This is a genomic window from Rhizobium sp. T1470, from assembly GCF_042140505.1.
GTDB classification, from domain to species: domain Bacteria; phylum Pseudomonadota; class Alphaproteobacteria; order Rhizobiales; family Rhizobiaceae; genus Rhizobium; species Rhizobium favelukesii.
The window spans coordinates 2,331,106-2,343,836 of sequence record NZ_CP148091.1; the positions used below are offsets into that span (position 1 = coordinate 2,331,106).

Annotated in this window: 9 protein-coding genes and 1 pseudogene; 1 reads left to right on the plus strand and 9 read right to left on the minus strand. The window is 62.5% G+C overall.

The window, feature by feature from the left end:
- Positions 1–53: 53 nt before the first annotated feature.
- The 4 genes from WGT02_RS11805 to WGT02_RS11820 form a co-directional block, all read right to left on the minus strand.
- Positions 54–1,928: a DEAD/DEAH box helicase gene (locus WGT02_RS11805; RefSeq protein ID WP_024314827.1), complete on the minus strand. Its 1,875-nt coding sequence runs from the start codon at positions 1,926–1,928 to the stop codon at positions 54–56.
- A 98-nt stretch (positions 1,929–2,026) separates the two neighbouring features.
- Entirely contained in the window at positions 2,027–3,886 is a 1,860-nt protein-coding gene (locus WGT02_RS11810) for a CHASE2 domain-containing protein (RefSeq protein WP_208250385.1), read from the minus strand.
- Between the two features lie 5 nt (positions 3,887–3,891).
- Entirely contained in the window at positions 3,892–4,425 is a 534-nt protein-coding gene (locus tag WGT02_RS11815) for a FecR domain-containing protein (RefSeq protein ID WP_208250383.1), read from the minus strand.
- 102 nt (positions 4,426–4,527) lie between these two features.
- Positions 4,528–5,673 (minus strand): citrate synthase family protein, encoded by a 1,146-nt coding sequence (locus tag WGT02_RS11820; protein ID WP_208250381.1) that lies wholly within the window; start codon positions 5,671–5,673, stop codon positions 4,528–4,530.
- An 85-nt stretch (positions 5,674–5,758) separates the two neighbouring features.
- Here WGT02_RS11820 and WGT02_RS11825 point away from each other — a divergent pair, with 85 nt between their 5' ends.
- Positions 5,759–6,847: a citrate synthase/methylcitrate synthase gene (locus tag WGT02_RS11825; protein ID WP_208250379.1), complete on the plus strand. Its 1,089-nt coding sequence runs from the start codon at positions 5,759–5,761 to the stop codon at positions 6,845–6,847.
- Between the two features lie 44 nt (positions 6,848–6,891).
- On the opposite strand, the gene WGT02_RS11830 is transcribed toward WGT02_RS11825, so the two are convergent.
- The 5 genes and pseudogenes from WGT02_RS11830 to tpiA all read right to left on the minus strand — a co-directional run bounded on the left by WGT02_RS11830 (position 6,892) and on the right by tpiA (position 12,648).
- Positions 6,892–8,730, minus strand: coding sequence for an ABC transporter ATP-binding protein (locus WGT02_RS11830; RefSeq protein WP_208250376.1), 1,839 nt, complete (start codon positions 8,728–8,730; stop codon positions 6,892–6,894).
- Between the two features lie 220 nt (positions 8,731–8,950).
- A pseudogene (locus WGT02_RS11835) lies at positions 8,951–9,379 on the minus strand (SRPBCC domain-containing protein).
- 109 nt (positions 9,380–9,488) lie between these two features.
- Entirely contained in the window at positions 9,489–11,117 is a 1,629-nt protein-coding gene (locus tag WGT02_RS11840) for a CTP synthase (protein WP_037121996.1), read from the minus strand.
- A 140-nt stretch (positions 11,118–11,257) separates the two neighbouring features.
- Positions 11,258–11,770, minus strand: coding sequence for a preprotein translocase subunit SecG (gene secG / locus WGT02_RS11845; protein WP_024314821.1), 513 nt, complete (start codon positions 11,768–11,770; stop codon positions 11,258–11,260).
- A gap of 107 nt (positions 11,771–11,877) precedes the next feature.
- Positions 11,878–12,648, minus strand: a complete 771-nt coding sequence (gene tpiA, locus WGT02_RS11850) for a triose-phosphate isomerase (protein WP_024314820.1) — start codon at positions 12,646–12,648, stop codon at positions 11,878–11,880.
- Positions 12,649–12,731 lie beyond the last annotated feature (83 nt).

Consider the following 12,731-nt stretch of genomic DNA (forward strand, 5'->3'; position numbering starts at 1 on the left):
GTCCTCTCCGCGATCTCTGCCGGCGATACAAAAGCTGTAGCACCGGCGAGATGTCATCCCTTCTTCTTCGAGAACTTGGGCTTCGGGTCACCGCTGCCCTTGCCCTCGAACTTCGGCTTTCCGGGCTTCTTGCCCCAGGGCGTTGCATCGCGCCGCTCGTCCCGTTCGCCCTCGCTGCGGGCTTCCTTACGGAACTTATCCTTCTGGCGATCGTCGCTGAATTCACGGCGCTCGCCAAAGGCTTTCTTGCCGGCATAGGGCTTCGAGGCGGCGGGCTTGTTGAAATCTGGCGTGCCGTTCAAAGCGGTGACGCGGATGCCGCGCTCCATCGTCTTGTTCTGACCGATCGCGTGCAGGAAGGTGTCGGCGCTCTCCGCGGAAATCTCGACGTAGGTTTCGTCGGTCTGCATCTTGATTGCGCCGATCTCCCGCTTCGTCAGATTGCCGTTTCGGCAAAGCATCGGGATCAACCACCGTGGCTCTGCGTTCTGTTTCCGGCCGACGGAAATCGAAAACCAGACGCTAGGCCCGAAATCATCGCGCGGCCCTTTCTGATACGGTTCGCGTGGCCCGTCGGCGTGTTCGCGGCGCTTGCCGCCGCGGCTGTCCTGGACGGAGACCTCGATTAGATCCTCCGGTGCAGATTGGTTGGAACGGTAAAGGTTGACGAAGGCGGCGGCGAGCTTTTCCGCCCCGTGTGCATCGAGAAGCCGCTTGACCAGGTCCTGAGCTTCCTCGCTCGGTGCTTCCTCGAAGATGGGGTCTGCAAGCAGACGCGCTTCGTCGCGTGCTGTGACCTCTTCCGCCGACGGCGGACGTGCCCAGGCGGCGGAGATGCCGGCATTGTCCAGAAGGCGTTCGGCCTTGCGGCGAACGTTCACTGGTACGATCAGTGCGCTGACACCCTTGCGGCCGGCCCGGCCCGTTCGGCCGCTGCGATGAAGCAGGGTCTCCGGATTGGTCGGCAGGTCGGCGTGGATGACGAGGTCGAGGCCCGGCAGGTCGATCCCGCGGGCTGCAACGTCCGTGGCGATGCAAACGCGGGCGCGTCCATCACGCATCGCCTGCAGCGCATGGCTGCGTTCGTTCTGCGTTAGCTCGCCAGACAGCGCGACGACGTTGAAGTTGCGGTTGTGAAAGCGAGCAGTCAGATGATTAACCGCGGCGCGCGTTGAACAGAACACGATGGCGTTGGTCGCTTCATAGTAGCGCAGGACATTGATGATCGCGTTTTCGCGATCGCTTGGTGACACGACAAGAGCCCGATACTCGATGTCCCCGTGCTGCTTTTCTTCGGCTGCCGTCGCAATTCGGACCGCGTTCTTCTGATAGCTCTTCGCAAGTTTCGCGATCGCCGCCGGAACCGTCGCTGAGAACATCAGCGTCCGACGACCATCGGGCGAGGAATCCAAAATGAACTCGAGATCTTCGCGGAATCCGAGATCGAGCATTTCATCGGCTTCATCAAGCACGACAGCCTTAAGCGCCGAAATATCGAGCGCGCGGCGGCGGATATGGTCACAGAGGCGACCCGGTGTGCCGACAACGATATGGGAGCCACGCTCCAGCGCACGGCGCTCGCTGCGGATGTCCATGCCGCCGACGCAACTGACAATCAGCGCGCCTGTTGCTTCGTAAAGCCATTCAAGTTCGCGCTTGACCTGAAGTGCGAGCTCTCGCGTCGGCGCGATCACGAGGGCGAGCGGTTCGGCTGCAGGCCCAAAACGGTCCTCGTTTTCAAGCAACGTGGGCGCCAGCGCGAGACCGAAGGCGACGGTCTTGCCGGAGCCCGTCTGGGCCGAAACGAGGGCGTCCGACGCGGCAAGCGCCGGGTCGAGCATGGCCTTTTGGACTGGCGTCAGCTCGGTATAGCCGCGCTTCACCAACGCCTTGGCGATCGCCGGAACGACGCCGTTAAAATTTGTCATGTTGTCTATCTTTCGGAAGTCTCACGCGCATGTTGCGCTCTGGCCGGCAGTTGCCAGCAGAGAAGTTGGGCCGTTCCTACTTCGTCAGACGGCAAATGTCAAAGCAGATGTCCTTGCCAGAGCCATACATCGATGCCTTCACTTCGGCCTCGAATGCGCGCTTGTGCGGGGCCTTCGAGCCGGCCAGAGCGAAGCGGCACGCTATCCGCCCCAGCCGCTTTGATCAATGCCGCGCTCAAGGCCAGTTCAACGCCCCGTGCTGCTGCCACCTCCATCAGGCGGCTCGCGACGTTCACGGTGTCACCGGTCGCGGTAATTTGCTGGCGATTGCCGCTCCCGAGCCGCGAGGCGACGACCGGACCGCAATGAGCCCCGACCTTGAAACCGGTCTTTCGGCCGCGAAGGGTCGGATTGGCGACGAGCCAGGGCCGCATCCGCTCACACAGGCTGACTGCGCAGGCGGCGGCCCGCGTAGCGTCGTCGTCGGCCGGTTGCGGCAAACCGAAGAGAATCATCGCGCCATCGCCCATGAAGCTGGTGACCGCCCCGCCATGCGAGCGCGCCTCCTCGTCGACCAGCTCGAAGAAATCGCTGAGAACTTCGCGGACATTCGTCGCGCCGATTGCCTCGCTCAAGCCCGTGAAGCCGGAGAGGTCGATGAAGATGACCGCAGCGTCCTGTCGGATCGGTTTTGCGAGAAAGTTCGGATCGCGCGCGAGCCACTCGCCCAGGCCCGGTGCCTCGATGCGCTGCAGGAGATGGCTTTGCGCCGCGAAGTGTGCAGCCTGACGACGATCCATCCAGATCTCCGCGGCGCCGAAGAGCAGCACCGGCGGCAGAGCTGCTGCGATGGGCAGTGCTGCGCTAAACCAGTAGCCATGCGCGAAGGCGGCAATGTTCAAGGCGGCCCATGCGACCGACGCGGAGGCAATGATGGCATAGCCAATGGCACTGCGCCGCCACGCAAGCAGGCTGATCAGAAGCAGTGGCAGAACCACGGCTATGAGCGAATCGAGCAAACGCACATTGCGGTCTCTGATGATGCTGTCGCCGGCAATCAGATGTGTCGCTGCAGTCGCCATCACTTCTACGCCCGGCAATACCGGATCGAATGGCGTCGGGAAGACGTCGCCGCCGGCGGTCACCGTGGAGCCGATCACGACGATCCTATCCTCAATCGCTTTGGCGGGAAGCCTGCCGGCCAGTGCATCCACAGCGCTGAAGGTCGGAATGGTGCCGCGCGGGCCGTAGAAGGTAATGGGCAGTCTCTGCCCGTTATCGGTCGGCAAATGCCGATCACCGAGTGCAAGCCCGCCCGGCGAGAACGCAGGATTGATACCGAGTGCCAGCGACGCGACCCGCAGCGGAAACGACGCATCGACACGCTCGATCCAGCGAGAGATCAGCGGAATGAAGCGCGGCGTGCCGGACTCATCGGTGGCGACGTTGACGACGCCAACGGCCGCAATGTCGGAAAAACGGCTAAGTGGCAACAGCATCTGGCTGGCCGTCGGTATCGCCGCCAGCGGATCGTTGGCGTCGTGACCGACCACTTGTACGTCTTTTGGGAAAACGCCGGCGGCGGCGATGACACTGGGCGTCTGCTGCAGGGCCAAAGCCAGCGCCGCATCGCCCTCGTCCGATCCGGGATCAACCAGCAAGAGATCGAGTGCTATGACTTTCGGCTTCAAGGCGCTGACGGCGGCCACTACGCGGGCGAGCGTCGCCCGATTGAGCGGATAGCCGTTGTCGGCGGCGGTCTGATCGTCGATTGCGACGATGCTGGTGACTGGCGGAGGCACTCGCGCGCCGATCACAGTGCTTCGCAGATCGGTGAGCGAAGCCTCGAGGCGGTCGAGGAAACTCATACTGCCCGAAAGATGCATATAGCCGAGAAGCCCGCCCCAGAGTGCGGAGAGCAGCAGCGCGATCGTGATCAGGAGCCGTCTGCCCTGCATCGGCGCTATTGGCCAAGGCGGGCAAGCAGGGCCGCGGCGCGGGCCGCTGGCCAGCGGCGCACGGTCAGCGGGCCGCTGCCTCGCGTGACGTCAACACCCTCGCCTACATTCAACGTGACCCGCCGTCCCGCCGAGGGACGACCGACCGCGACGCGGCCGCGTACGACAAAGACGGACGTCGTGCCGCTCTTGACATCGACAGCCCAGCGCGTGCCGCGCACGGCCGCGATCGCCTGTGGCGTGACCACTTCGAACCCGTCTGGTCGCTGGGCGCGGTCGACATCCACGAGCACGGCCTTGTTGCGCAATGACACCGCGTCCAGTCGCCCGTCGCGGTTACGGTCGATGACATCGAAGCGGGCCCCACCCTCGGCAATGATCGTCACACCCTCCGCGCATAGCATGACTTGCCGCGAGGTCCCCGCCACGCGCTCCATGGTGCATCCGCTGGCTTGTGCAAACGCTGCATCCGAGGCGAACAGACAGGCAGCGCCAACAGACACGAACAGCGCCAAAAGCATTCTGGAGTTTACAAACATATCCGTCCCCTCTGACGATCGGACGACCCCGGTGTGCGGCGGCCATCATACGCTGATTGCTGCAGCACGCATGCCGAAACGTCAACGGCTATCCGACGTAGTCTATGCTTTGAGCGGTGTTTCGATTGCTGGACCAGTATAGCGCGCTCTTGGACGAATGAGATGGCCGCTCTCGACCTGCTCCATGGCATGAGCGAGCCACCCGACGGTTCGAGCGAGCGCGAAGATCACAAGTGGGGCATTGTCAGGAAGATTAAAAACAGCGGTCATCGCCGTTAGAGCGAAATCGATGTTGACGCTTTCTCCGATGATTTCCTGCCCCACCGCCGCCAGTTTGGCATAGCGCGGCGGTAAGGCGAACTGCGACATCAGCGCTTTTGCTCTGATGTCTCCGTCAGGATAGAGGGGGTGGCCGAACGCGGGGAGCGACCTTCCCTGCGTCAGCGCCTGTCGTATGGTCGCGCCGGCCCCGAGGGCGTCGACGTCTTCGATCAATGAGGCGACGCCCTGCCACGCGCCGCCGTGGAGTGGTCCGGTCAAGGTCGAGAGACCCGACAGTACTGCGGCCGACAGCGTTGCGCCTGACGAGGCTGCCACCCGTGCGGCGAAGGTCGATGCGTTGAGCTCGTGATCTGCGAGGAGCACAAGCGCGCGTCTGATGCAGTTGGCAGCTTCAGGCCTGCACCAACTCATGGCGAGGCGCAGATGCAATGGCGAAGCGGCGGTATCTGGTGCTAAGGCAGCAGCCACGGTCGACAGGATACTTTGCGCTTCGGCCTTCAGCACCTTCGGCGACCGTCCGAGGGTCGGCAGGTCGTGGGTAACGCGCTGCGCTAGCAGGACAAATGCCCGCTCCAGCGAGGGTGCTGCTTCCAGAGCCTCACCCGGTGCCGCCGCAATCTGTCCGGAGTTCCACAGAAGCGCTGCGGTCTCCTCCAGCGTCGCATGTTCAGCCCAGGTGGCAGCATCCTGGTCACGATAGTAGAGCCGACCATCCAAAATGGCGGAAATGGCAGACGGCAGTACCGGATCGCCCCATTGCATGGTGTCGGCCGCAACCGTCTCAGTCTTTCGGCGGCCCGCGTGTCGCTCGGCCAACCGCATCACGTCTGCTGCGCTGTAAAGACGTCGCCGCGGGTCGGTGGCATCGGGTTTTGCCCGGATGCGGCCGCGGCTCACATTGGCGTAAAGCGTTTGCGGCTTCGTACCGAGTTTCTCAAGCGCCTGCTCGGCGGACAGCCAGGGCATCCTGTCCTCTTACATTGATCAATTACGTCAAGATTGACGTCAATCAACCTAGGCTCGATCCTGCTCTGCGTAAAGGAGAAACACCATGAAGAACGGTTTGGAAGATGTCATCGCAGCTGAAACGCAGCTCTCCGATGTGGACGGCGAAGCGGGTCGCCTGATCATCCGCGGCGTGTCGCTCGATCATCTCGTTTCGACGGCAACCTATGAAAGTGTTGCCGCTCTGTTGCTCGACGGATTGACGGAGCGGCAGTTTGCTCCCGCAGAACTCCGCCCGTGGTTGGGCGAAATGCGGGAACGTCTGTTCGCTCACGTGACGGCATTCGATTCGCAGCTGCTAGCATTGCCGCCTGTCGATGTCATGCGGGCTCTCATTGCTCGCTTGCCGGATGGCGAGGATTTCGAGGCCGCCCTTCGATTGCTGGCTGCGCCTGCCGTCTTCCTGCCGGCAATTCTCCGTCTGCAGGCTGGGAACGACCCGGTAGCGCCGGACGGCTCCCTTTCTCAGGCGACCGACATCCTGCACATGCTGACCGGCGAGTTGCCGAGTGCGGAGCAGACAGCTGCACTCGACGCCTATCTTGTCACCATCTGCGACCACGGACTGAACGCCTCGACCTTCGCATCGCGCGTCATCGCCTCGACGCAAGCCGGGCTCACCTCATCGGTGCTCGCGGCGATAAGCGCGCTCAAGGGACCGCTGCATGGCGGTGCCCCCGGCCCTGTGCTCGATATGTTCGACGCGATCGGAACCGAAGGGAATGCACGCGGCTGGCTCGGCCAGGCGCTGGACCGCGGCGAACGCCTGATGGGCTTCGGCCATCGCATCTACCGGGTGCGTGATCCGCGCGCCGACGCCCTCAAGCAAGCCCTGCGACCGCTGGTTTCAGCCGGTCAGGTCGATCGCCAGCGGATCGAACTTGCAGAGGCAGTCGAGCGTGCGGCGCTCGCCATCCTCAAGGAGCGCAAGCCGGACCGTCCACTCGATGTCAACGTCGAGTTCTACACCGCCTTGCTGCTCGATGCGCTGGGCTTTCCGCGCGGTTCCTTCACCGGTGTGTTCGCCATCGGCCGGACCGTGGGCTGGATCGCACATGCCCGCGAGCAGGCGCTGGAGGGCCGGCTAATCCGGCCACGCTCGGTCTATGTCGGGCCGTTGCCAAAAGCGGCGTGACAATCGGCAGATAGCCCGGCGGCGAGGGCCGCCGGGCTATCGTTTCAATCCCCGGCCTCGACACCGAGAAAGCCGCCGGATTGGCGAGCCCACAGCCGCGCATAGATGCCGTCCTCCCGTAGGAGGTCGTCATGGCGCCCCTCCTGCGCAATCCGGCCCTTGTCGAGCACGACGACCCGATCCATCCGTGCGATGGTTGAAAGGCGGTGGGCGATGGCGATGACGGTCTTGCCATCCATGAAGTCGTAGAGCGTGTCTTGGATGGCAGCTTCGACCTCGGAATCGAGGGCGGACGTCGCCTCGTCCAGGATCAGGATCGGTGCGTCTTTCAAGATGGCGCGGGCAAGCGCGATGCGCTGGCGCTGGCCGCCCGAAAGCTTCACGCCGCGTTCGCCCACATGTGCCTCATAGCCGCTCCGCCCCTGCTGGTCGCGCAGGCCTGGAATGAAGCCGTCCGCGTGGGCCTTGGCGGCGGCGGCCTCGATCATCGACTGCGGCAGGTCAACTCGGCCATAGGCGATGTTGTCTCGCACCGAGCGATGCAGCAGGGCGGCATTCTGCGCGACCATGCTGAAGCGGCCGCGAAGGCTTTCCTGTGTCACCGAGCGGAGGTCCTGACCGTCTACCAGGATCTGCCCTCCTTCGGCTTCGAAGAAGCGCAGGGCGAGATTGACGAGAGTCGATTTTCCCGCGCCCGAACGACCGACCACTCCCACCTTCTCACCGGCTTCAACGCGCAAGCTGACGCCATCAAGCCCACCGCTGCCCTTGCCGTAGTGGTGACAGACTTTCTCGAATGACAGCGCGCCGCCATTGAGTTTCAGTTCGGTGGCATCGCGACGGTCCGGAATATCGACCGGCTGGGCGATAGTGCTGAGCTGGTCACGTGCCGCCCCGACATAGTTGAACAGCGCGGCGACCGCGTCGAGCAGCCATTCGGCCATCGCAGTGATGCGGAAGCCAAGCGCAAGGGCGGCAGCGACCATTCCGAGCGGTGCTGCTCCCGATTGCCACAGGATGATCGAGTAGCCGATGAGGCTGACCATCAGAAGGCTGCTGAGGAAAACCATACTGCTGTTGACCGTGACTTCGAGTTTTTGCACCGAGATAAACGCCCGCCGAGCGGTGTCGAGATGGTCGCGGCTGTCCCGGTCCTCGTCCCGCTGGCGGGAAAAGAGCTTGATCGTGTCCATATTCGAGAAGGTGTCGACCAGCATTCCGGAGAGCGCCGAGTCGGCCTCCTGAACTCGCTGCGAGGCGTTCCTCACGCGCGGAATCACGAAGCCCATCAACACGAAATACAACCCGACCCAAATGGCCATCGGAATAACCAGGCGCAGGTCTGCCGAGGCCATGAGCCAGATGGACCCGGCGACATAGATTGCCACGTAGGAGATGGTGTGAATGACCGAGTACGCAGCTCCCGTCGCGGTGTTGCCGAGTTCCTGCACGCGGTAGGCGATACGTCCGGAAAAGTCGTTCTGAAACCAGCCGACCGACTGGCGCTGTACATGGCGCAGTGCGCGCCAGCGGATCATCGCGACTGCATTCGGCCGAAAGGCGATGTCATCGAGCGACTCGCGCGCCGCGGAAACCAATGGCCGGACGACCAATAGAAGGAGCGCGGCAACAAGAAGCTCGGCGCCATGGCCCGCCCAAAGCTCGCCCGGGCGAGTGGCCGCAAGCGTATCGACGAGCCGACCTGAGTAGCCGATCAGCCAGACTTCGAGGATCGCGCCGACGGCGGTCAGCAAGAGACTCGCCGCAACGACCCAACGCAGCGGCCTCAGCGCATTAAAGACAAATGGCCAGACCTCAACGGGCGGCGTGTTGCAGGTGTAGGATTGGAATGGATCGATCAGCTTTTCAAAGCGACGAAACATGGAGGCCCTCCATGGGGCAGGATAATGTCATTTGATGATGGACCGGCCAGGCAGCCCCTAACGGCACTGCTGTTCAGCGGTGGTTTCCGGTGCCGTTGGTTCTCATCAAACGCTCTCCCCATGGGTCGCTTTGCGCCGGCTCAATCCGGCGAATGGCCGATTTAGTACCATTTTGGGCTGCGTGTGTGAACCCCTCGACTCCTAGGGGCGAGTTTTGCATCTACGCGACCACGTATGCAGCGAGTTGCTCAAGCGTCTGTCGGCAACCCATTTCGTTGTCTTCCAGGCGTATCCCGGCAGGAATATGCTTGGTAACCATGGCAACCTCTGTGCCGTCCGGGGTCGGCCGCAAATGTGTGAGGATCGTCATTTCGCTGGCAAAACCGGGATCGGCGGAACCGAATACCGTCTTCCAGACCACGAGGGGGTTCGGGATGAGCTGTGCAATTTTCCCGAGGAACCGGTCGGTCTTCTCCGAGGTCTTGCCCACCATGTTGGTCTCTCTGTCAGGATAGACGAGCGACATGCTGAAGGCACCCTGCCCTCGAACTCATGCACGATGCCGCGCATGTCGCCTGGCGGCAGCCATGTGGCAACCGGCGTCTGCATTGAGGAACGCGGCATAGACCGCGCTTGGCGGTGCGTGAATGACGTGGGAGACAGTCGTGCTGCGGTTTTGGCTCGTCCGACGAAAGACAGCGGCCGCGTACCGATTGAAAAGACCGCCGCGCCGATATGGCGAGGCGGCCTATTGTTGATCAGACTAGGCGGCTCTGCTCGGTCGCCGCTTCGATGAAGCTTGCGAACAGCGGATGTGGGTCGAGGGGGCGGCTCTTAAGTTCCGGATGGTACTGGACGCCGATGAACCACGGATGATCCGGATATTCGATCGTCTCCGGCAATACACCATCCGGCGACATTCCCGAGAAGACGAGACCGCAGTTTTCCAAACGATCCTTGTAATCGACGTTGACTTCGTAACGGTGGCGATGGCGCTCGGAAATATCGGTCGAGCCGTAGATCTCGGAGATCTTGGTGTCCTTCTTCAGCGCAGCCTTGTAGGCGCCAAGGCGCATCGTGCCGCCGAGATCGCCCGATGCCGTGCGCTTCTGCAGCTCGTTGCCTTTCACCCACTCCGTCATCAGGCCGACGACCGGATTCTTCGTCGGGCCGAACTCGGTCGACGAGGCGCTTTCCACGCCGGCAAGATTACGGGCTGCCTCGATGACGGCCATCTGCATGCCGAAGCAGATGCCGAAATACGGCACCTTGCGCTCGCGAGCGAAACGAGCCGCGTGGATCTTGCCTTCTGAGCCGCGCTCGCCGAAGCCCCCGGGAACGAGGATTCCGTGGACCTTCTCAAGGTACGGCGCCGGATCCTCCTTTTCGAAGACCTCGGATTCGATCCATTCGAGCTTGACCTTGACGCGATTGGCAATGCCGCCGTGATGCAGCGCTTCGATCAGCGACTTATACGCATCCTTGAGGCCGGTGTACTTGCCAACGATCGCGATCGTGACTTCGCCTTCCGGCGTGCGGATACGATTGCAGACCTCTTCCCAGGGATCGAGGCGCGGCTTCGGCGCCGGCTCGATCCCGAATGCTGCCAGCACTTCGTTGTCGAGGCCTTCCTTGTGGTAGGCGATCGGCACGTCGTAGATGTTGGCGACGTCGAGCGCCTGGATGACAGCGGACGGACGGACGTTGCAGAAGAGCGAGAGCTTGCGGCGTTCGGCCTCCGGGATTTCGCGGTCGGCGCGAACAAGCAGGATGTCGGGATGAATGCCGAGCGCCTGCAGTTCCTTGACGGAGTGCTGCGTCGGCTTGGTCTTCAACTCGCCGGCTGCCGGAATATAGGGCATTAGCGTCAGGTGGACGTAGATCGCAGTGCCGCGCGGCAGGTCGTTGCCGAGCTGGCGGATCGCCTCCATGAAGGGCATCGCCTCGATATCGCCGACCGTCCCGCCGATCTCGCAGATGACGAAGTCGTAGTCGTCATTGCCCTCCGTCACGAAATCCTTGATCTCGTTGGTGACGTGCGGGATGACCTGTACTGTCGCGCCGAGATAGTCGCCACGGCGTTCCTTGTCGATGATGTTCTTGTAGATGCGGCCAGTGGTGATGTTGTCGGTCTTGGTCGCCGAACGCCCGGTAAAGCGCTCGTAGTGGCCAAGATCGAGGTCGGTTTCGGCACCGTCGTCGGTGACGAAGACTTCGCCATGCTGGGTCGGGCTCATGGTGCCCGGGTCCACGTTGAGATAGGGGTCGAGTTTGCGAAGCCGCACCCGATAACCACGGGCCTGCAGCAACGCTCCGAGAGCGGCGGCCGCAATTCCTTTACCGAGAGAGGAAACCACGCCGCCAGTGATGAATACGTATCGCGCCATGGGAGTCATGGGATACCTTTTCAAAAACGATTCCACCAGCCCCAAAATTCATTTCCTGAACTTTTGGTGCCAGCGCGAAATCTGAACAAAAGAAAACCGGCAGACCCGAGGGCCTGCCGGCAGTTTATGCAGTGTGCCGCTTACTGTCCGCTTGGGACGGTTGCTGGCGCCGGAGCCTGTGGTGCTGCCGGAGCAGTTTGAGTAGACGCTGGTGCCGATGCAGCCGGGGCCGCGGGTGCCGTTGCCGCCGGAGCGGTAGCGGCGGGCGCCGTTGCTGCTGGAGCGGACTCGCCGCCGGTCGGAACGCCGTTATTGCTCTGCGGGGCCGGTGCAGCCGGAGCGGAGTTACCATTCTGGCCGCCGAGCGAATCAAGAATACCGTTGCCCTGTCCGCTCGTCGCCGGAATACGGTTCAGAATATCCGTCGGACGGCTCTCATAGCGGTTGAGGATACCGAGACCGAGCGAGGTAATGAAGAACAGCGTCGCCAGGATCGCGGTCGTGCGCGTCAGCGCGTTGGCCGTGCCGCGGGCGGACATGAAGCCCGAACCGCCGCCGATGCCGAGGCCGCCGCCTTCCGAGCGCTGGATGAGGACAACGCCGACAAGCGCCAGCACGATCATGAGATGGATGACAATCAAAACGGTCTGCATGGGTCCAGTCCTGCCCACACGCACGGCGGGCATAAAGTAAAATTCTGGCGCTCTTTACATGAGGTGATCCGCTATTCCAAGCCCTTCGGCTCGGAATATACACGGCTCTAGGAAAGCAACGCGTCGTATGCGCCGTAGATGGCGAGGAAATCGGTTGCTTTCAAGCTTGCGCCGCCGATCAGTGCGCCATCGACATTCGCGACGCCCATCAGTTCCTTCGCATTGCTTGGCTTGACCGAGCCTCCATAGAGGATGCGGATCTTCTTGCCGGCATCGCCAAAGCGCGCAACGAGCTCGGAACGCATGAAGGCGTGCGCCTTCTCGACGTCTTCTACGGTCGGCGTGACACCGGTACCGATCGCCCAGACGGGCTCGTAGGCTATGACCGCGTTCTCGGGTGTCGCGCTGTCCGGCACCGAGGCGGAAAGCTGACGCTTGATGATGTCGAGGGCCTGGCCAGCCTTGCGCTCGTCAGCCGTTTCACCGATGCAGACGATCGCGGTCAGTTCCGCTGCGAAGGCAGCTTCTGCCTTGGCGCGCACAAGATGGTCGGTCTCGGCATGGTCGGTGCGACGTTCCGAATGGCCGACGATGACGTAAGTGCCGAAGCAATCGGCAATCATCTCGGCCGAGAGATCGCCGGTGTGGGCGCCCGATGGATTCTGGTGGCAATCCTGCGCGCCGATCGCAAGCGGGCTATCCGTGCAGAGCGCTGTAGCCACATAAAGTAGCGTCGCCGGAGGGCAGATCAGCGCCTCCACCTTGACGGAAAGTGGCGTCTGAACACCTTCTGCGATCGCCTTGATCTGGTCGAGGGAGGCACGCGTGCCGTTCATTTTCCAGTTTCCCGCCACGAGCGGGCGCACGTCAGGTGTCATGCCAACCTTCCAATCTTCCATGTATCGAGCGGCCTTAGCAAAAGCAGGGATCAATGAAAAGGTTTCGTCCCCTTGCGTAAGGG